Below are 20,085 nucleotides of genomic sequence, written 5' to 3'. Positions count from 1 at the left end.
GGGGCCGGGTGCCGGTCAGAACTCCCCGGCCAGGCCCTCCCAGTGATCGGCCAGGGACGTCAGCAGGTGCATCACGTCGGCGCGTTGCCCGGCCTCGTAGGGCGCCAGCAGCCGTTCGTCCAACTGCCGGGTCCGGTCGCGGGCGGCGCGCAGCGTGCGCTCGCCCTCCTCGGTCAGGAACAGCAGCTTGCGGCGGCCGTCGGCGGTGTCGGTACGGCGGACTATCAGGCCCCGGCTCTCCAGTCGCCTGGCCACGTCCGCCATCGTGGACGTGTCCAGCGCCACCGCCGAGGCCATCGACCGCTGGTCCCGCCCCGGCGTCGCGTCCACCGCGGTCAGCACCGCGAACTGCGGTCCGGTGAGCGTCGGATCGACCGCGCGCACCCACACGGCCAGGTACGCCTGGTAGAGCCGGCGCACCTGATAGCCGGGCGCCGCGGTCAGGGCGTGCGGAATCGCCACCCCGGAGTCGGCGGTGCGGGAAGCCGCGGGGGAACCGGTCGCGGAGGATGTGGTCTCGTCAGCCATGGGGCAACTCAATCACGGTGCGCCGCGCCGGTCCCCGCGGATGGTCACCAGGTTCACGCCAGCATGGGACGCAGGGCCGCGCGCAGTGCGTCCAGCGCGGCCGGCGGGTTGTCCCAGAAGATCATGTGGCCCGCGTCCGGGACCGCGGTCACCGTGGCCGACGGCAGCGCCGCCCGCGCCTCCGCGGCCCCCGCCGCCGTGACCACCGGGCTCTGCGCGCCGTACAACAGGGCCGTGGGACCGGCGACCCCCGGCCACCAGTCGAAGAAGTCCTCGGTCTCGAAACCGCGGTGGGTGGCGGTGATCGCCCGCCGGTCGCAACTGGACAGCCACCGCGCCCGCAGCTCCTGTTCGCGGCGCGGCCACCGCGGCCACGACCGGGCCACCTCGTCGGCGTCCGTACCGCGTTCGGCCTCCGCCAGCTGCCCGAGGAACGCCGCCAGCGGGGTCGGGTACGGGCCGCGGCCCGGCCCGCTCAACGGCGGATCCGCCAGTACGCTGCCGCCGAGCGGCACCCTGCCGCGCGCCGCGACCACCGCCGCGATCCGCGCGCCCATGGAATGCCCGAAAAGCAGCGGTCGAGCCACCCCGAGCCCCTCGATCACCGCCTCGGTGTCCTCGGCGTACACCTCCAGTCCGTAGCCGCGCCCGCCGCCGTCGCCCTCCGGGCCGTCGCCGCTGCCGTCCGACAGTCCGCGCCCGCGCACGTCGACCACCAACGGCCGCACCAGATCGGTGAGTTCGCGGGCGACGAAGTCCATGGTGACGGCCGGACTGGTAATGCCCGGCAGGACGACCAGCGCGGGTCCGTCCCCGCCGTAGTCCAGCACGTGCAGCCGGGTGGTCCCCGAGCGCACCCATCGGCTGGTGGCGGGCACGTCGGCCAGATCCGCGAGTGCGGACTGCCGCACCGACCGGGCGGGCGGGGCGGACCATGGGGGCTGCGGCATGGGGGCACCTTCCTGACGGGGCACGAGAGGGGACGGGGGAGGGGACGGGGTGGGTCGGTTCAATCGCCCACCAGCCCGCCCAGATAGCCGACCGCGTCCTCCAGCGCGATGACGTCGCCGTACTTGGCCTGGATGTCGAAGAGGGCCGCGGCGTGCGGGCCCGCCGCCCGGTCCCCGACGCACTCCCGCGGGACCAGCACCGGGAAGCCGGACTGCACCGCGTCGACCGCCGTGGCCCGCACGCAGCCGCTGGTGGTCGCGCCGCACACCACCGCGGTGTCGCAGCCCAGCCCGGTCAGGGCGGCGGCCAGCGAGGTGCCGAAGAACGCCGAGGCGCCCTTCTTCACCACCAGCGCGTCGGCCTCCCGCCGCGGCAGCCGCGGATCGACCGCGACCGCCTCGCTGCCCTCCAGCAGCGCGCCCAGCCCCGGCGCCTTGCGCAGCCAGGTGAAATGGCCACCGGCCACCTCGGCGGGCGCATAGGCGATCGCGGTGAACACCACGGGCACACCGGCGGGCCGGCCCGCCTCGATCAGCCGGGCGGTGGACTCGACGACCCCGCTCAGATCGGCCCCGGTCGGGAAGCGGTCCTCGGTGAACCCCCGGGTCAGATCGACCACGATGAGCGCGGGCCGCCGGCCGCGGCGGACCGGGGCACCGAACCCGGCCCGCTCGTAGGTGCGGTCGGTGGCCGCTCCGTAGTGGCTCATGCCTGCCCCCGCCGCAGCGCCCTGAGCTCCCGCCGCATCCCGGCGAGCCGCCCCAGCAGCCACCCCTCGCACACCCCGACCGCGAACGCGGCGGCCAGCGGCCCGTACTTGGCAAGCACCGGACCGACGGCGGGCCCGAGCAGAACTGATAGACCGTCAAGATCCTGTGCGGATGGGGTGGTTGCCCGTTGAGGCGGGGGTGCGGGAGTCGGCGGCGGCGCGGCACCGTTCCGTTCCGTCTCCAGCAGCCCGCCCAGGTTCCGGGCGAACTGCTCCAGGATCCGCGTCGAGACGGTCCCGATCGCGCCCTTCCCGAACTGGGCCAGCTTGCCGCGGATCACCAGATCCGTGACCAGCTCCAGGCGCGCCCCCTCCGGCGCCTCCGCGACGGTCAGCGTCACCTCCGCCTCCGCGTCACCGTTCCCGTGGGCATCGGCCCCACGGGCCTGCACCCGCAGCCGCCGACGGCCGGCGTCGGTCTCCAGGAACCGCACCGTGCCGGCGTACGCGGCCGTGACCGGCCCGACCTTGACCCGGACCCGGCCCTGCCAGGCGTCGCCGTCCCGGCCGTCCAGCACCGCCCCCGGCATGCAGGACGCCACCCGTTCCACGTCGTTGACCAGCGCGAACACCGCATCCGGCGGCGCCTGCACCGGCACCGTGTTGCTGAGCTGCATCACTTCTCCTTCCGGGCGTCCGACCGGGCCGCCCGCTCGGCGCGCCGGGCCGCGGCGCAGTGCTCGATCGCCTCGACGATGGGCTGATATCCGGTGCACCGGCACAGATTGGCGGCCACCACCTCGCGGATCTCCTCCTTGCCGGGGTCCGGCCGCTCGGCGAGGAACCCCTCGGCGAGCATCAGGAACCCCGGCGTGCAGAAGCCGCACTGCAGGGCGTGGTGGGACCGGAACGCGCGCTGGAGGTCGCTCAGTCGGCCAACCGGATCGCGCGCACCGTCCGGCGCGTCCGGTGCCTCCGGCGCGTCCGGCGCTTCTGCCGACAGCGCTTCGACGGTGCGGATCCGCGCCCCCTCCGCCTGGGCCGCGAACATCAGGCAGGACCGGACCGGCCGCCCGTCCACCAGGACCGTGCAGGCGCCGCAGATGCCGTGCTCGCAGCCGACGTGGGTGCCGGTCAGCCGCAGTTCGTGCCGGAGCACGTCCACCAGCGTGCGGCGCGGTTCGGTGATCACCTCGTGCCGCTCGCCGTTCACGTCCAGCACCATCAGCTGGAGTTCCCGCTCCGCCGGCGGCGGAGCGTCCGGAGCGGCGGCGGGCGGCTGGGGGCGGGTCGTCATCGGGCGCTCTCCTCGTAGTGCCGGCGGTGCAGCGCGCGGTGCACCGTCTCGGGGGTGATCGGGATGTCGTCCAGCTCCACCCCGGTGGGGCGCAGGGCGTCGTTGACGGCGTTGAGCACCGCCGCGGGGGCGCCGATCGTGCCGCCCTCGCCCGCGCCCTTGGCGCCGGTCTCGGTGAACGCGCACGGCGTCTGGAGATGGTGGATCGCCACGTCGGGGATCTCGTGCGCGGTGGGCACCTTGTAGTCCATGAAGCTGGTCGCCGACGGCTCGCCCTGGGCGTCGTAGGTGACCTGCTCGAACAGCGCCCCGGCGATGCCCTGGGCGATCCCGCCCCGGCACTGGCCCTCCACCACCTGCGGGTTGATGGCCACCCCGCAGTCCTCGACGCAGACGTAGCGCAGGATCTCCACCCGGCCGGTGTCCTCGTGGAGTTCGACGACGGTGCCGTGGGTGGCGTTGGAGAACGTCCCGTCGTTGAAGACGTCGAAGGAGGCGGTCGCGGTGAGTCCCGGTTCGATGTCCTTGGGCAGCAGATCGGCGCGCAGGTAGGCGAGTTCGGCCAGCTCGGGGTAGCCGATCGCGGTGCCGGGGGCGTCCCGGCGCAGCACCGCACCGTGGCCGAGGACGGTCTCCGCCACAGGGACGTCCCAGCGGGCCGCCGCGATCGCGCGCAGCTTCTCGCCGAGCCGCCCGGCGGCCAGCCGGACGGCGCTGCCGCCGACCGCGATGGACCGGCTGGCGAAGGTGCCCCAGCCGTAGGCGATCCGGTCGGTGTCGCCCTGGTGGAGCCGCACCTTGTCCAGGTCCACGCCGAGCCGTTCGGCGACGATCTGCGCCATGGTCGTCTCGTGGCTCTGCCCGTGGCTCATCGTCCCGGTGGTGACGGTCACCGCCCCGCCGGGATCCATCCGCACCTCGGCTAGGTCGAAGCCGGGCACCACCGCCATCTTCCGCTGGGCGAACGCGGCCGAGCCGTAGCCGGTGCGCTCGCTGAAGCAGGAGTAGCCGATGCCCAGGTGCCGGCCCTCGGCCCGGGCCGTGCGCTGCCGCTCGTACCAGCCCTCGGCGCGCAGCGTCCGCTCGCACAGGTCCAGCGACTCCCGGTAGGAGCCAGGGTCGTAGGTGATGCCGTTGACCCCGGTATAGGGGAACGCGGTGATCAGATTGCGGCGGCGGATCTCCACCGGGTCGAGGCCGAACTCCCGGGCGGCGCGCTCGAACAGCCGCTCCACGACCATCACGTACTGCGGCCGGCTGACCCCGCGGTACGGCGCGCTCGGTGCCTTGTTGGTGGCGACGGCCCGTCCGCGCACCCGGTACGCGGGCACCTTGTAGACCCCCGGCATCTCCGCCGCGGCCATCAGCGGTTCGATGCCGGCGGTGAACGGATAGCAGGAGTAGGCGCCCATGTCGCACACCACGTCCGCGTCCAGCGCCAGGATCCGGCCCGTCGCGTCGAAGGCGGCCCGTACGTCGTAGTGCTGCTCGCGGGCCAGGAAGGACGCCGAGAGCGCGTCCTTGCGGTCCTCGATCCACTTCACCGGGCGGCGCAGCCGGAGCGCGGCCGCCGCCGCGGCGATCTCCTCCCGCCCCACCACGCACTTCAGCCCGAACCCGCCGCCCATGTCGGGCACCACCACCCGCACCGCCCGCTCGTCCAGCCGCAGGCACCGCGACGCCACCGTCCGCACCTGGTGCGGGACCTGGCTGCAGGTGTGCAGGACCAACTGCTCCTCCCGGTCGTCCCAGTGCGCGACCGCGCCCCGGGTCTCCAGCGGCAGGGCGTTCTGCCGGCCGGTGCGGGCCTCGACCCGGACGACGCGGTCGGCGGCGGCGAAGACCTCGTCGATGCCGTCGGTGGCGAACAGCTCCACGTTGACCAGCGTGTTCCGCGCGGCCGCCGCGTGCAGCAGCGGCGCGCCGTCGGCCAGCGCCGCCGCCTCACCGGTCACCGGCGGACGGACGGCGTAGCGGACCCGGGCCGCCTCGATCCCGTCCTCGGCGGCGTAGGCGTCCCGGGCGACCACGATCGCCACCGGCTCGCCGACGTAACGCACCCGGTCCCGGGCCAGCACCGGCATCGCCGTCGGCACGAACTCCTCGGGCGGGCGGGCGAGTTCGGCGGTGATGTCGCCCATCGGGAGGTCGTCCGCGGTGTACGCGGCCACCACGCCCGGCACCGCGCGCACCCCGCTCAGGTCGATCGCGGTGAGCTCGCCGTGGGCGACCGTGCTGCGGACGAACTGCGCGTGCAGCATGCCCGGCAGGGCGATGTCGTCGACGAACCGGCCGCGTCCGGTCAGCAGCCGGGGATCCTCCCGCCGCGGCACGGACCGCCCGACCAGCTTCCCCGCGTCCTCCTGTGCACCTTCCTCGACGCGCCTCATCGCGACCCCGCCTCCCTCGGCTCCGCCGTTCCGCCGGCCTCCGCGCACGCCCGCTCGACCAGGGACCGGACGAGCTGCCGGCGGTAGGCCGCGCTGCCGTCCGCGTCGTCCGGGGGGTCGGCGGCCGCGGCGGCCGCGGCCGCGCAGTCGGCGAACGACCCGCCGTCGGCCAGCACCGCCTCGGCCTCCGGCACCCGCACCGGCACCGGCGCCACCCCACCGAGCCCCACCCGGCCGCCGCACACCCGGCCCCCCTCGACATCGAGGTCCACCACCGCCGACACCAGCGCGAAGTCCCCCTTGCGTGCGGCGAACTCGGTGAGCGCGGCGTGCGGCGCGGGTCGCGGGAAGACGACCTCGGTCAGCAACTCGTCGGGTGCCAGGACGCTGGTGTACGGGCCGAGGAAGAACTCCCCGGCCGGGATGTGCCGTGGTCCGGCGGGCCCGGTGGCGACGAGCCGGGCGCCGAGGGCGACCGCGAGCAGACACCATTCGGCGGTCGCGTCGGCGTGCGCGAGACTGCCGCCGACCGTGCCGCGGGTCCGGATCGGCAGATGGCCGATCCACCCCATGGCCCGGCGCAGCACCGCGAACCCCGGGCCGAGCACGTCGTCCGGGGCGGTCTCGACGGTGTGATGGGTCGTCAGGGCGCCGATGTGCAGGGCGCCTTGGGGGCCGACGCCGAGGTGGTCGAGCTCGTGCAGGGCGCCGATGTCGACGAGGTGGTCGGGCCGGGCCAGCCGGAAGTTCATCATCGCGACCAGGCTCTGGCCGCCGGCGATGACCTTGGCGTCGTCGCCCAGTTCGGCCAGCAGCTCGGTGGTGCCGTGGACGTCGCGCGCCCGGTGGTAGCGGAAGGGGGCGGGTTTCATGGGCTTCCTGTTCGTGTCGTGCGGCGGGTCCCGTCGGGGCGTGGTCAGGAGGGTTGCCGGCGGCGCGCGGCCAGGGCGGTGCCGGACGGGGCGGGCCGGTCCGCCGTGCCGGGGGCGGCGTCCGGCGCGGCGGAGCGGACGTCCGGGGCGTGGCCGGCTTCCGGCTCGCCGCCCAGTGCCCGCCCCTTGGTCTCCGGTGCCGCCACCGCCGTCCAGCCGACCGCGGCCGCCACCACCACCGCCAGCACCCCGAACGTCAGCGGCAGCCCCAGCACCGGCCACAGCACCGAGCCGAACGCCAGCGGCGCGAAGCCGGTGAGCACCCGGCTGACCGAGGAGGCCCACCCGAAGCCACTGGCCCGCAGCCGCGTCGGGTACAACTCGGCGACGTAGGCGTACAGCGCCGGGATCGCCAGCTGCATCAGGAAACCGAAGACCGCGAGGGCCGCCACCGACGCCGCGGGCACCTTCATCACCAGGGCGAACACCACCAGCGCCAGTGCGGCCGCCGGCGCCGAGAGCCCGATCAGCCATTTGCGGCCGATCACGTCCACCAGCGCCGTGGACACCAGCACCCCGACGATGCCCACCCCGCTCATGACGGTGGTGCCCATGAACGCCGCGGTACCGCCCAGCCCCTGGTCCTTGAGGATCGACGGCAGCCAGCTCAGCGCCGCGTAGTACACCAGCATCACGGCGGCGGACAGCAGCCAGGCGGCCGAGGTGATCCGCGGGCTGAACGCCCAGATCCGGCCGAGCTGTTCGGCCACCGCCCGCGGCCCGCGGGCCTCCGCCACGGCCACCGGCGCCGGGATCGCGTACGGCTCGGGCGTCGCCCCCGTACGGGCCACCAGTGCGTCGATGACCGCCCGCGCCTCCGCCTCCCGGCCCTGCTCGGCGAGGTGCACCGGCGACTCCGGTACGCCTCGGCGCACCCAGAACAGCAGCAGCGCCGGGAGGGCCATCACGGCGAGCATCCAGCGCCAGTTGTCCGCCACCGGCAGCAGTGCCGTCGAGACCAGCCCGCACAGCGTCACCCCGATCGGCCACCAGGCGTCCAGCGCGGTCAGCACCCGCCCCCGGTACCTGCGCGGCGCGAACTCGCCCACCAGCGCGTAGTCCACCGGGATGCACCCGCCGAGCCCCACCCCGGCCGCGAACCGCAGCGCCAGGAACACCGGGTACGACGGGGCGAGGGCGCCCAGCACCGAGAACAGCGCGAAGATCAGCAGGGTGACGCCGAACGCCCGCTTCCGGCCGATCCGGTCCGCCACCGCGCCCCAGGCGACCGCGCCCACGGCCATCCCCACCAGGTTGGCGGTGGCGACCAGCCCGCGGTCGGCGGGCGCCAGGTGGAAGTGCTCGCCCAGCAGCGGCATCAGGAAGCCGTTGAGGGCGATGTCGTACGCGTCGAAGAGGTAGCCGAGGCCACCGATGAGGAAGATCCTGCCTTGGACCCCCCACTTCCAGGGGAGTTCCTGGACGATCTGATCGCCGGTTTTCACGTGCGCTCCAGGTGGGTGTACGGACCGGACGCGGACAGCATGCCCGCGGCCGTGCGGACACCGGGGTGGGGACCCGGGGGACACCGGGGCGGGGCCCGGCGGGCGTGCGAAGGGGCTCGGAAGGGCCTCAGCGGGCGAACGGGTAGGAGAAGGCGACCTGGTCGGGGTCGTTGAGCGGGGTGCCGCGCCACAGCCAGTCGTAGGACAGGTCGGACTCCCCGTCGAAGCGGCGCAGCCGCGCGTCCCGGGCCCGCTGCTCGGGGCCGTCGGGGTAGTGGTAGAAGGTCTTGTTCTGCAAGGACGCCTCCTGAACCATCCCGGCGTGCTTGGCGCGCCGGTCGACGTACCGGCGCAGCGCGTCCGGCACCCCCGGGACGGTGACCGCCCCCAGTTCCTCCGCCAGTACCGCGGCGTCCTCCATCGCCTGCGAGGCGCCCTGTGCCTGGTAGGGGAGCATGGCGTGGCAGGCGTCGCCGAGCAGCGCCACGTGCCCGTCCGTCCAGACCGGATCCCGCCGCCGGTGGTACAGCGCGAAGCAGCCGACGTCCTCCTTGGCCTTGGAGAGCATCGCGGGCACCCGGTCGTCCCAGTCGGGGAAGGCGTCCACCAGGTCCTGCGGGGAGGCGTTCACCGTCCACTTCTCGGCGACCTCGTCGGTGCACGGCACACAGGCCACCACGTTGAGGTACGCGCCACCGCGGATCAGGTAGTGGACGAGGTGCCGTTCCGGCCCGTACCAGATGGTGCTCTGGAAGCGGTCCATCAGCCAGCGGGTGGCCGGGTCGGCGGCGATCAGTTCGCCCGGGATCAGCGCCCGGTAGGCCATCTCGCCGGAGAACAGCAGGGTGTCGGGCGCGCCCATCAGCTCCCGCACCCGCGAACGGACACCGTCCGCCCCGATCAGCACGTCGCCGGCGAACCGCCGCCCGTCGTCGGTTGCCACCACCGGCCGTTCGGGCCGGGCGCGGTCCAGCGCGACGACCCGGCTCGCGGTGTGGATCGCCACCACCGGGCCCGGACCGTCCGGATCGAGACACGCTTCCATGATCACCCGGTGCAAGTCGGCCCGGTGGTAGTGCCAGTACGGGGCGTTGAACCGGTCCTTGCAGGACTGGCCGAGCGGGGTGAGTGCCACCACGCTGCCGTCCTGCCAGCGGCGCCGCACCTGGTCGAGCGGTTCGGTGCGGATGGCTTCGAGCTGCCGGCGCAGGCCCAGCCCGAGCAGGATCCGGCTGGCGTTGGGCGCGGTCTGGATGCCGGCGCCGATCTCGCCGAGCTGCGGTGCCTGCTCCAGGACGGTGACCCGCAGACCGCGCTGGCGCAGGGCCAGTGCCGCGGTCAGGCCGCCGAGACCGCCGCCGACGATGATGACTTCGTAGGACTGACTGGGCGCCACTCTTCCTCCAGGACGTTCCTCGCGCACACGACGGGACGGCGGACGCGGCCCTCGGTCAGCCGCCGGCGAGCCGCCCGTCGAAGGCCAGCCGGCCGTCCACCACCACGTCCGTCCCGTCGACCGCCACCGAGCAGCCGCGCATCGCGATGTCGAGGTGGGCGTACGACTCGCGCCCCAGCACCGGGTGCGGGCCCGTCGACCACAGGAAGTTGCCGGCGAAGGCCCGGGCGTCCATGCCCATCAGCTGGTCCTTGCCGTACATCGCGGTGGCGAACCAGTCGGCGGTCCGCATCAGCCCCCAGCCCATGTGCGACAGGCTGCGCGCCCAGGTGTCCCCGGAGTCCTCGAAGAACGTGCCGAGCAGGTCGGCCTCGGCGCCGCCGCTGACCTTCTCGATGTGCCCGCCGGCGACCTGGAGCGTCACCGGCTCGCGGACGTACTCCTTGAACGGCAGCAGGATGTCGCCCGGCGCCAGCACGATCTGCCCGTCGGAGATCTCCGGCCAGCACAGCACCATGGTGCTCGGCCAGTGGTCCCACCGGCCCGGATCGTCGGCGAAGCCGCACTGGAACTCCGGCCTGGAGCCGCTGAGCCGGACGGTCAGGTCGGTGCCGGCGGCGGACCGCACCCGCATCTCCGAGGACCGTTCGAGCAGCTCGACTCCGCGCAGCACCTCGGCCTTGTCCTCCTCCTTGGGGAGGTTGCGGATCAGCACCTCGGGCGCGTCGCAGACGAAGAGGATCCGGGTGCCGGCCCGCAGGATCTCCTGCTGGACCGGGGCGTGGATGAAGCCCTCGCGGGTCAGATCGACCACCAGGTCCGCGGATTTGAGCAGGCCCTGGGCGGTGGTGTCGTTGAGGACCGAGGTGAGGCCGGGGCCGGCACCGGTGTGCGTACTGGGCATCGGCGCGGGGGTGCCGCCGGGTACGGTCGCCGCGATGACGTGCGCACCGCACGCCTTGGCCGCGCCGAACGCGGCCGCGACGTAGTCGCCGCGGCTGTCCGGCTCGGCGAGCACCACGACGTGTTCGCCGCCGCGCAGTTTGCACAGCCGCAGCTGCCGGGTGAAGGCGTCGAGCAGATCGACGGACGAGAGATCGAACACGAGGACCCTCCGGAGAACGAGTTCGGGGGCTGGGTGGTCGTTGCCGCGTGCGGGGAACCGGCCGGGGGAGAAGTGCCTCCCCGCGTCCGGTGGCGTGCTGCCGGTCCGTCACCATGGGTCTGCGGACGTGCTCTGGTCTGCGGACATGCTCTGATCAGCGGTGATGCGATGGTGCGATGCGATGGTGCGATGGCGCTCGGCATCCCGGCAGAGATAATCCGAACACGTACGATCTCGGCTTGGCAAGGGGTGCGCGCCGAGTTCGCCCAGATCTCCGAGCAACCGTCGGCATCGAGGCCCCCGCCGCCCGGTCCGCGCCCGGGCACGCGAAGCGGGGCGCGGCCCCCGGCCGCGCCCCGCCAACCGCCCCTGGATCCCTACGGCCGGGGCCCGACCACCCGCCCGGACGCGTCCCGCACCGTGATGGCCATCGCCGGACACACCTCGGCGGCGTCCAGCGCCCGCTCGTCCTCCGCGATCTCGTCCTGTGCCGCCCGCGCGTGCGGCCCGTCCAGGACGAACAGGTCCGGCGCGATCGCCGGGCAGGACCCCGAGGCGATGCACAGCCCCGGATCGATCTCCACCTTCCACGCCACCGCGGTCACCACCCCACCGGCAGAACCCGTGGACCGCGCACCAGCATCTCGGTCTTCCACTCCACGTCCCCGGCCACATGCAACCCGGGGAACCGGGTGATCAGGGCCGAGAGCGCCTCCTGGAGCTCCAGCCGGGCCAGTGGCGCCCCCAGGCAGTGGTGGACGCCGTGCCCGAAGCCGAGGTGCTGGTTGCCGGTCCGCCGGACGTCCAGCTTCCCCGGCCCGTCGAACCGCAGCGCATCGCGGTTGGCCGCCCCCATCGCGACCAGTACGGGTTCGCCGGCCCGTACCAGCGTGCCCCCGACCTCGATGTCCTCGGTGGCGTACCGCGGCTGGCCGGCACCGCTGCCCAGGGGGACGAAGCGCAGTAACTCCTCCACGGCGCCCCCGATCAGCTCGGGCTGCTCCCGTAGTGCGGCCAGCTGGTCGGGGTGGTCCAGCAGCGCCAGCACGAAGTTGGGGATCTGGGTGGCGGTGGTCTCGTGCCCGGCGACCAGGATCCCCACGCACAGGTCGATCAGTTCGAGCTCCGTGAGCCGGTCGTTCACATCGCGTGCGTCGATCAGCGCGGTCATCAGGTCGTCCTGCGGATCCTGCCGGTGCTGGTCGATCAACTTGCCCATGTACGCGCGGAGTTCCTCGCGGTTGGCGTCGAACTCCTCGGCGGTCAGGGAGCTCGTCGACAGGGCGGCGTCGCTCCAGGCCCGGAACTGCGGCCGGTCCTCGGCCGGTACTCCGAGCAGCCGGCAGATGACCGCCACCGGGATGGGCAGGGCGTACAGGTCGACGAGGTCGGCCGGCGGCCCGGCCGCCTCCATTTCGTCCAGCAGTTCCCGGGTCAGCTCCTTGACCTGCGGCCGGAGCTTCTCGACCTGGCGGACCGTGAACGCCTTGGCCACCAGGGTGCGCAACCGGGTGTGGTCCGGCGGATCCATGCTCAGGATGCCGCTGTTGCGGCTGCCCTCGGACTGTCGGGGCTCGTCGCGCCGGATGCCCTCGGCCCGGCTGAACCGCTGGTCGCCGAGGACGAACCGGGCCTCGGCGTACCGCGTGACGAGCCAGGCCGGTTCGCCGTACGCCAGCTGGACCTTGAGCAGGCCGGGGCGATTGCGGACCCGTTCGTACTCTGCCGAAAGATCAAGGCTCTCAGCGATGTTGAAGGGGTAGGAGAGGGGTGCTGTGTCGACTGTGGTCACGGTGACCTCCCTTGTGTAAGCACCTGCTTACATACCTACCGTAGGACGCGCGCCCGGGGCGGTCAACGATGGATTGCGGCCGTCGTCGTGACCGGCCGCGGCGGCGTATGACGACCCTCGGACGGACCGACGGAAAGGGAGTGGCGATGGCGGAGGCAATGAGGCACGCGGTGGGGGAGACCTCGCGGAGCGGCACCGCCGGCGAACACCGCCGGGACGCACAGGGCACCCGGCGGCTGTTGCTCGACGCCGCCTCGGAACTCTTCGCCGAACGCGGCTACGAACGCGCGACGGTGCGCGACATCGCGTCCCGGGCCGGCGTCAACCAGGCCCTGCTGTTCCGCTACTTCGGCTCGAAGAAGGCCCTGTTCGGCGAGGTGATGGCGCGCGGCGGCCACGAGCAGCTGCGCAGCACCCCCGCCGAGCGGCTCTTCGACGTCGCGCTGCGCGGCATGCTCGCCGAGGGCCGCGGCCCCGGCGCCGACCGGTCGCTGGAGGTCTGCCTCCGCTCCATCGGCGGCAGCGACGAAATCGCCGAAGCGTTGCGGGGACTTGGCGACGAGTACGCCGACGTGCTGGCCACCCTCTCCCGGGCCGACGACGGCGCGCTGCGCGGCGATCTGGCGCTGTCCTGGCTGCTGGGCATCGGTTTGATGCGGGTGGTGGTCGGCAAGGAGCCGTTGGCCAGCGCCGATCCGGACACCGTCTGCCAACTGGTGGGGGAGGCGCTGGGCACCTTGCTGGAGAGCCTGCCGAAGCCGGAGTGACACCGTCCGGGCCGGGGCGCGGTGCCGCGGTGCGACCCGGCCCGTGCTGCGTTCCGGTGACCCTCCGGCGGGTCGCCGTGCGGGGCCGGATGGCCGACCTATTGTCGCGCTTGCAGGAGAAGGTTCCTTTTCTGCCCAGCTGAGTAAAGGTGGAACAATGCTTCGTTCGATTCCCCGCGGGCTCGCGGTGGCCGGTCTCGCCGCGGCCGCCCTGGTGGTCCCGGCGGCGGGCGCCGCGACCGCGGCCCCCGGCAACGCCCCGGCCGCGCTGTGCTCCGGACACGGCCAGTGCCACCACGGTCGCCACGCCCACGGCGGCAGCCACGGAGGTCGGAAGGCGCACCGCGTCGCTCACGAGGGCCGGCACGGGCATGGCCGCTACGACGACGACTACGGGCGCAGCAACGACAACCGCCGCGACGATGACGACTACGGGCGCGGCGGCGACAACCGCCGCTACGACGACGATGACTCCGGCCGGGGCGACGAGACGTACGGCCGCCGCAAGAACGACGACCGCCGCAAGGACGACTCGCGTCGCCGCGGCACCGAGGAGGAGCACCGGGCCGACGGCCTGGGCCGGAACGGCCTCCTCGGCCTCGACTTCCTCGGGCTCCTCTAGGCGCTCGGCCGCGTCGCCACCTCAGTGGGCCCGGGGCTGGTACCCGGGCCCACCGGCATGTCGGCGCAACGCCCCGGGGCGCTACGGATGGGCCACCGGTCTCAACCCGCCGTGCGCCGAAGCGAGTTCGGTCCCGTACGGGGCGGTCGGGACCGGAATCGACCGGCGCGCCGGCAGCACGTCCGGGGCCCGGTGCGGCCGCAGCGCGGTGAGCGCGAGCTCGGTCTCCTCCATCAGCGCCCGGTACGACACCAGCCGCTGCCACTCCGGATCGGCGACCCCGGGCACCGTCGCGGCCCGTTCCGTCCAGATCTTCACCAGCCCCGCGTACAGGGGCGTCTGCCGGACGACTTCTGCGTTGATCCGCGGCGGTGCGGGGATGACCTCCGCGCCGGGGCGAGCGGGCCGGTCCACCGGCGGGCGCGGGACGAAAGCGGTCCGGCCGTGGCCGGCAACGGTGACGGAAGACGGAGCACTCATGGCCGTAGAAACGATGTGTCCGGTCGATCGGTCACTGCGCACGCCCCCGGTCGGCCCCTAGCGCTCCCTCTCATAACATCCCAAAGTACTGCGCGCGATGCAGGGAATATCACCTCTTACAGTGATCTCTCGTTGAGAACCGGACCAACACCGGCCAAAAACCGTTGTCGCTGACATGGAACCGAGGGAGTTGTGGGAGCGCCACGCGGTACTCGCACAGGCGTTTTGCATCAGCGATGACGAGGTCCGCCGGACGCAAGGACTCCTCGACGAGGCCGAGGCCCGCCGTTCGCGGACCCTGGCCGCCTTCGCGGTGACCGTGGGCAGCGACGAAGTGGTCGCCGACCTGCTCGGCCTCGACGCCCGCGAGGTGCGCCTGGCCCGCCGTACCGTCGGCAAGGACGACGCCCGCGCGGTGGCCAAGAGCCTGCTCGACGAGTCGGCCCGGGAGCGCCGGGCCGCGCGCCGGTCCGACGCCCAGGAGAAGCCGGAGAGGCCCGAGCCGGCCCGCCCCACCCCGCCGGCCGTCGCCGCCGCGGCCGCCGCCGCGGCGGCGGCCGCGATCGGGAACGGCTGGCCCCGGGCCACCACCGCCGGCAGCGTGACCTCCGTTCCCGCCGCCCCGGCCGCCCCGGCCGACGCCGTCCCCCGGGTTCCGCCCCGCCCGGTTCCACCCGCGCCCGCCCCCGCCCCTGCCCCCATGCCCGGACCCGTCACCGAACCTGCCTGGTCACCGGCGCTGGACGCGGTCCTGGTGCACAGCCACCACACCGGCGCCGACCTCAGCGCGCTCGCCGCCGAACTGGGCCTGGACGTGGCCCTCCTGGCCGCCCGCGCGCACCAACTAGCCGTCGAGTCCCACACCGCCCGCCCCTCCTCCCCGGACCGGATCGGCCGCCACCGACGGATGACCGACGGCCAACCAGCGGCCCCCTCGGACCCCGGCCACCTCGCGCGCACCGAGTCGGCGCCGCCCCCGCCCCCGTACGAGCCGCACGCGACCTGGGGGTCGCCGACCCATCCCGCTCCCTGGGCGACGGCCCAGGACCCCTACGCCTCCTGGGCGCCACAGGAGCCCCACAACCCCTGGGCGCCCCATCCGCCACCGGTGGCCCAGGCGCCCGCCTGGGACCCCAGCGCCGTCACCGTCGCCCAGCACGACTGGGACGGCATCCTCAGCCAGTGGGAGGCCGCCACCTCGCCGTACACCTCCAGCCCCGGCCAGCAGTCGCCCTGACGCCCGGGGCCGGCACCACCGCGGACGAACGCCCGTTCCCGTCGCCGCGCGGCCATCGCCTACAGTGGTGCGCGAGCCGTGACTGGCGCTTGGGTGGGTTACCACCGGGGAGCGGCTCGACCTGCTTGGTCAATGCCGTGCGCCTGGGCGATCCCGTACGACGTACGACGCTCAGGAGGCGCCATGTCGCAGACCACGTCCCCCACCGCCCGCCTGATGGACGGCAGCGCGCTCGCCCGCCGCATGGTCGAGGAGGCCGCCGAACGCGCCGCGGCGCTCACCGCGCGCACCGGGCAGGCCCCCTGCCTGGCCACCGTCCTCGTGGGCGACGACCCCGCCTCGGTGACCTACGTCCGGATGAAGCGCAACCGCTGTGCCAAGGCCGGCATCCAGTCGCGGCACATCGCGCTCCCCGCCGACACCACCACCGCCCAACTCGTCGACACCATCGGGGAGTTGTCGGCCGACCCCGGCGTGCACGGCATCCTGCTCCAGCACCCGGTCGGCCCGCACATCGACGAGCGCGCGGCCTTCGAGGTCATCGCGCCGGAGAAGGACGTCGACGGGGTCACCGCGCACTCCTTCGCCGCGATGAGCCTGGGCATGCCGGGCTTCGCGTCCTGCACCCCCGGCGGCATCATGAGCCTCCTGGACCACTACGACGTCGACCTGACCGGCAAGCACGCGGTGGTCGTCGGGCGCAGCGCGATCCTCGGCAAGCCGGTGGGGATGCTGCTGCTGGGCCGCAACGCCACCGTCACGTACTGCCACTCCCGCACCGCCGACCTCACCGCCCACACCCGGGAGGCCGATGTGCTGATCGCCGCGGTGGGCCGTGCCCGGTTCCTCCACGGCGACCAGCTCAAGCCCGGCGCCGTCGTCATCGACGCCGGCTACAACGCCGGCAACGTCGGCGACGTGGACTTCGCGTCGGCGGCCGCGGTCGCGAGCCTGATCACCCCGGTGCCCGGCGGCGTCGGCCCGATGACCATCGCCACCCTCCTCGCCCAGACCGTCGACGCGGCGACCCGGCAGGCGGGGGCGGCGGGCTGACGCCCCCTCACCGCACCGTGACCGTGACCTTCCAGACCACGACCACGTGCGGGCAGCGGGCGCCGGGCGCGGCGTGACAGGTGCGCCGCGCGGTGAGCGCGGCGGTGCCCCGCCCGGCCGCGGTGAAGCGGCCCGTGGCGCTCCCGGTCGGCGTCGTACCGGCCGCCGACCGCCTGAGCACCGCGGGGGCGCCGGATACCGGCTGGCTCCAGGCGAAGGTGGTGCCGCGGTCGCGGACGCCAGTGAGCCGGACCTCGATCTCGTCTCCGGGACGCGCGGTGAGCGCCCGACCGGTGTCCTGGTCGGCGAGCACGACGCGGTGGGCGGTCGGGACCGGGCCCCTGCCGGGGGCGGCCGGGGCCGGGGCGGTCTGTGCCGCGGCGCAGACCGTTCCCGCGACCAGCGCCGCACCTGCGACGCACACCGCGGTCAGCTGCCTCATCGCCTTCATGACGCTCCACGATCCTTCGAACGGCTGCGAGTCGGGCGCCGGACGCGCTCGTGGCCCGGCCACCCGCGCGACGGCGCGGTCATGCTTCCACCCGGGCCGCGGCCGCGGTATCAGCAGAAAGGGTGAAACGGGGGCAGAGGCAGTTGTTCCGGTCCCCGGTCGGAGCCCTGTGCCGCCGTGGATGGCGCTCGGTGCGCAGGGTGAGAGCGCAGGTCAACGGCCCGATGGGTAGCATTCCCTGCCGCCGCTGCCATCGGCGCATGTTCATGACACACGGGGGTTTGCTCTTACATGTTCGGAATCGTCAGGCCCTGTACCCACCGCTTGTCCCAAGGGCTCAAGACCGAGTGGATGGCCCATCTGTGCGGCCTGTGCCTCGCACTGCGCGCCGACCACGGCCAGTTCGCCCGGATCGTCACCAACTACGACGGGCTGATCGTGTCCGTGCTGACGGACGCCCAGTCCGGCCGGGCCGAGCTGCGACGCCGTACCGCCGGCCCGTGCCCGCTGCGGGGGATGCGGACCGCCTCGGTCGCCCGGGGCGAGGGGGCGCGACTGGCCGCCTCGGTCTCCCTGGTCCTCGCCTCGGCGAAGATCCGCGACCATGTCGCCGACGGGAACGGGATGCTGCGCCGCCGCCCGATGGCCGCCGCGGCCCGCCGGGTCGCCGCGGGCTGGGACCGGGCCGGTGCGCGCAGCGGCGCCAGGCTCGGCTTCGACACCGCCGTCCTCGTCGACGCGGTCGACCGGCAGGTCGGCATCGAGCAACTGGCCGGGCCCGGAACGCCGTTGACGGTGATCACCGAGCCGACCGAGACGGCGACCGCGGCCGCCTTCGCGCACACCGCGGTGCTGTCCGGCCGCCCCGGCAACGCCGCGCCGCTGGCCGAGGCCGGCCGGCTCTTCGGCCGGCTCGCCCACCTCCTCGACGCCGTGGAGGACCGGACCGCGGACGCCGCCGAGGGCGCCTGGAACCCGCTCACCGCCACCGGCGCCGGCCTGGCCGAGGCCCGCAGGCTGTGCGACGACGCGCTGCACGGCATCCGGCTCGCGCTGCGCGACGTGGAGTTCACCGACTCCGCACTGGTCCATGTGCTGCTGGTGCACGAACTGCGGCGCTCGGTGGACCGCGCCTTCGGTACGTCCACCTGCTCCCACCAGGCCCCCGGTCCCCACGACCCCCAGGGCGGGAACCCGTACGGCGGCAATCCGTACGCGCAGGACCCGTACGGGAACAACCCCTACGGAAACCCGTACGGGAACGGGGCCGACGGGGCTCCCGCGTACGGGCGACCGCCGGCCGGTGGCCCGTACGCCAACGGGCAGCAGTACCTCAACGCCCCGCAGGCCCCGTCCGGCGGCGGACCGGTGCCACCCGGTGGGGCGGGCGGCGGATACGGGGGCGGTCACGGGGGCGACGGCGGGGCGGGTGGCGGTGACGGCCGGCTGCCGCGGTTCATCTCCCCGGAGCCGAGGAAGCCCCGCGGCTTCTGGGCGGGCTGTGCGCTCGCCATCGGGCTGTGCTGCACCTGCAAAGTCTGCTGCGCATCGGAGTTCGAGGGGCCGTGGTCCGGCAAGAAGCGGGAGGGCTGCTGCTACAACTGCGACGGCTGCGATTCCTGCGACTGCTGTAACTGTTGCGATGGCTGCGACTGCTGCTCCGGGTGCTGCGACGGCTGCGATTGTTGCGATGGCTGCTGCTGCGACTGCTGAGGGGCGCATCGGGCCGGAAAAGTGTTGGTGGGGCTTTCGGCGCGCGTGTTAGCGTCGGCCCCGCCGCACCGCCCAGGCACGCGGCCAGGACGACACGGACCGAAGGGGAGATGAGTTGATGACTGTCACGGAGCCCACCGCCATGTGCGGTGCCCGGACCATCCTCCTCTCCCGGGCCCCGGGTCTGACCTGAGCACTCCGCCTGCCGGCGGCCGCCCGACCGCGTGCGGATCGGGCGGTCCTGCTCGGGCGCACATCGGGGCCCCTTCTTCCAAGGGTCTCGCCGTTGTCCCCACACCCTCTTGCTGATCCCGTCCTCGACGGACCGCGAGCCGCCGCGCACCGCGGTGTGCACGACGGAATCACCGCGCCGCACCGCTCGACGGGCAGCCCGCCCTTCTCCGACGGTGGCTCCGACGTCCTCTGGGCCGCGGACCCGGCCTGCGCCATCGACCTCGACATCGCCCCGCGGAACCGGCGACGGCTGCCCGCGCCCGGCGGCGTCCAGGTCGCCACCGAAAACGAAGGGGGCGGCTCCGAACCCTCCCCACAGGCACAGGCACAGGCACAGGCACAGGCGCACCGGGCCGGCTGCTACGAGCTGCGCCCGCGTCCCGCCCCGGCCGCCGCACCCACCACCGCGCCGCCCTCCACACTCCTGAACGGAACTGCCATGCACACCACTTGGACCACCCGCCCCGAGATCTCCGGGACGCCCGGGACCACCGAGACCTCCGAGGACATCGCCGCGGTCCGTGCGATCAACCTCGCGGCGTTCCCCACCGCCTACGAGGCCGACCTGGTCGACGCCCTGCGCGCGGACCCCGATGCCTGGATCGACGGCCTCTCCCTGGTCTCCCAGGCACCGGACGGCACCCTCGCCGGGTACGCCCTGCTCACCCGCTGCCACATCGACGATCGGCCCGCACTGGCCCTGGCCCCCTGCGCGGTGGTGCCGGCGTACCAGCGCCAGGGCGCCGGGGCGGCCGCCATCCGGGCCGCGCTCGACGCCGCCCGGGCGCAGGGGGAAAGCCTGGTGGTGGTCCTCGGCCACGCCGACTACTACCCGAGGTTCGGCTTCGTCCCGGCCTCCCGCTTCGGCATCCGGGCGCCGTTCGACGCGCCGGACGAGGCGCTGATGGCCCTCACCCTGGACGCGTCCCGCCCCGTGCCGGGCGGAGTGATCCGGTACGCGGCGGCGTTCGGCGTCTGACGGG

Annotated in this window: 20 protein-coding genes and 1 riboswitch; of the genes, 6 read left to right on the top strand and 14 right to left on the bottom strand. The window is 74.0% G+C overall.

Going from position 1 to position 20,085, the window contains the following annotated elements:
- Window positions 1-15: 15 nt before the first annotated feature.
- From CG747_RS12105 to CG747_RS12050, 12 genes are all read right to left on the bottom strand, one after another.
- Entirely contained in the window at window positions 16-528 is a 513-nt protein-coding gene (locus CG747_RS12105; protein ID WP_100601697.1) for a MarR family winged helix-turn-helix transcriptional regulator, read from the bottom strand.
- A 53-nt stretch (window positions 529-581) separates the two neighbouring features.
- On the bottom strand, window positions 582-1,478 hold the full coding sequence (locus CG747_RS12100) for an alpha/beta fold hydrolase (protein ID WP_100601696.1): 897 nt from the start codon (window positions 1,476-1,478) through the stop codon (window positions 582-584).
- 59 nt (window positions 1,479-1,537) lie between these two features.
- A complete protein-coding gene (locus CG747_RS12095) occupies window positions 1,538-2,188 on the bottom strand; it encodes an isochorismatase family protein (protein WP_100601695.1) in 651 nt (216 codons plus the stop codon).
- Window positions 2,185-2,865 carry an SRPBCC family protein gene (locus CG747_RS12090; protein WP_100601694.1) on the bottom strand — a complete coding sequence of 227 codons (681 nt, stop codon included), beginning with the start codon at window positions 2,863-2,865 and terminating at the stop codon, window positions 2,185-2,187. The genes CG747_RS12095 and CG747_RS12090 overlap by 4 nt, the downstream gene beginning before the upstream one ends.
- Window positions 2,865-3,485: a 2Fe-2S iron-sulfur cluster-binding protein gene (locus tag CG747_RS12085; RefSeq protein WP_308303772.1), complete on the bottom strand. Its 621-nt coding sequence runs from the start codon at window positions 3,483-3,485 to the stop codon at window positions 2,865-2,867. Before CG747_RS12085 ends, CG747_RS12090 begins: the two co-directional genes overlap by 1 nt.
- Window positions 3,482-5,875 (bottom strand): xanthine dehydrogenase family protein molybdopterin-binding subunit, encoded by a 2,394-nt coding sequence (locus CG747_RS12080; protein WP_100601895.1) that lies wholly within the window; start codon window positions 5,873-5,875, stop codon window positions 3,482-3,484. Before CG747_RS12080 ends, CG747_RS12085 begins: the two co-directional genes overlap by 4 nt.
- Entirely contained in the window at window positions 5,872-6,747 is an 876-nt protein-coding gene (locus CG747_RS12075; protein ID WP_100601693.1) for a xanthine dehydrogenase family protein subunit M, read from the bottom strand. Before CG747_RS12075 ends, CG747_RS12080 begins: the two co-directional genes overlap by 4 nt.
- A 44-nt stretch (window positions 6,748-6,791) precedes the next feature.
- Window positions 6,792-8,252 (bottom strand): MFS transporter, encoded by a 1,461-nt coding sequence (locus CG747_RS12070; protein ID WP_100601692.1) that lies wholly within the window; start codon window positions 8,250-8,252, stop codon window positions 6,792-6,794.
- Window positions 8,253-8,379: 127 nt separating this feature from the next.
- Entirely contained in the window at window positions 8,380-9,648 is a 1,269-nt protein-coding gene (locus CG747_RS12065; protein WP_100601691.1) for an FAD-dependent oxidoreductase, read from the bottom strand.
- 55 nt (window positions 9,649-9,703) lie between these two features.
- A complete protein-coding gene (locus tag CG747_RS12060; RefSeq protein WP_100601690.1) occupies window positions 9,704-10,753 on the bottom strand; it encodes a hypothetical protein in 1,050 nt (349 codons plus the stop codon).
- A gap of 377 nt (window positions 10,754-11,130) precedes the next feature.
- Window positions 11,131-11,349 (bottom strand): ferredoxin, encoded by a 219-nt coding sequence (locus tag CG747_RS12055; RefSeq protein WP_374701763.1) that lies wholly within the window; start codon window positions 11,347-11,349, stop codon window positions 11,131-11,133.
- Window positions 11,350-11,354: 5 nt separating this feature from the next.
- A complete protein-coding gene (locus tag CG747_RS12050) occupies window positions 11,355-12,545 on the bottom strand; it encodes a cytochrome P450 (RefSeq protein ID WP_100601688.1) in 1,191 nt (396 codons plus the stop codon).
- A gap of 146 nt (window positions 12,546-12,691) precedes the next feature.
- Here CG747_RS12050 and CG747_RS12045 point away from each other — a divergent pair, with 146 nt between their 5' ends.
- Complete coding sequence (locus tag CG747_RS12045) at window positions 12,692-13,312, top strand: TetR/AcrR family transcriptional regulator (protein ID WP_257980355.1); 621 nt, start codon at window positions 12,692-12,694, stop codon at window positions 13,310-13,312.
- Between the two features lie 157 nt (window positions 13,313-13,469).
- A complete protein-coding gene (locus tag CG747_RS12040) occupies window positions 13,470-13,934 on the top strand; it encodes a hypothetical protein (protein WP_146022069.1) in 465 nt (154 codons plus the stop codon).
- A gap of 81 nt (window positions 13,935-14,015) precedes the next feature.
- Here the strand turns inward: CG747_RS12040 and CG747_RS12035 are convergent, their stop codons facing one another.
- Complete coding sequence (locus CG747_RS12035; RefSeq protein WP_100601685.1) at window positions 14,016-14,414, bottom strand: hypothetical protein; 399 nt, start codon at window positions 14,412-14,414, stop codon at window positions 14,016-14,018.
- A gap of 175 nt (window positions 14,415-14,589) precedes the next feature.
- On the opposite strand from CG747_RS12035, the gene CG747_RS47925 reads away from it, so the two are divergent.
- A complete protein-coding gene (locus CG747_RS47925; RefSeq protein WP_180985495.1) occupies window positions 14,590-15,651 on the top strand; it encodes a hypothetical protein in 1,062 nt (353 codons plus the stop codon).
- A 68-nt stretch (window positions 15,652-15,719) separates the two neighbouring features.
- Window positions 15,720-15,807, top strand: a riboswitch (ZMP/ZTP riboswitch).
- A gap of 27 nt (window positions 15,808-15,834) precedes the next feature.
- Window positions 15,835-16,704: a bifunctional 5,10-methylenetetrahydrofolate dehydrogenase/5,10-methenyltetrahydrofolate cyclohydrolase gene (locus CG747_RS12025; RefSeq protein ID WP_100601684.1), complete on the top strand. Its 870-nt coding sequence runs from the start codon at window positions 15,835-15,837 to the stop codon at window positions 16,702-16,704.
- Between the two features lie 7 nt (window positions 16,705-16,711).
- Here CG747_RS12025 and CG747_RS12020 read toward each other — a convergent pair whose 3' ends face one another.
- On the bottom strand, window positions 16,712-17,155 hold the full coding sequence (locus CG747_RS12020; RefSeq protein WP_100601683.1) for a hypothetical protein: 444 nt from the start codon (window positions 17,153-17,155) through the stop codon (window positions 16,712-16,714).
- A gap of 291 nt (window positions 17,156-17,446) precedes the next feature.
- On the opposite strand from CG747_RS12020, the gene CG747_RS12015 reads away from it, so the two are divergent.
- Window positions 17,447-18,868, top strand: coding sequence for a DUF5685 family protein (locus tag CG747_RS12015; RefSeq protein WP_100601682.1), 1,422 nt, complete (start codon window positions 17,447-17,449; stop codon window positions 18,866-18,868).
- Window positions 18,869-19,154: 286 nt separating this feature from the next.
- On the top strand, window positions 19,155-20,081 hold the full coding sequence (locus tag CG747_RS49270) for a GNAT family N-acetyltransferase (protein WP_257980354.1): 927 nt from the start codon (window positions 19,155-19,157) through the stop codon (window positions 20,079-20,081).
- Window positions 20,082-20,085 lie beyond the last annotated feature (4 nt).

The sequence above is a fragment of the Streptomyces sp. CB02959 genome (genome assembly GCF_002803155.1).
Lineage (GTDB): Bacteria > Actinomycetota > Actinomycetes > Streptomycetales > Streptomycetaceae > Streptomyces.
The sequence above is the reverse complement of the archived record's forward strand: the minus strand, read 5'-3'. Positions and strand labels throughout refer to the sequence as shown.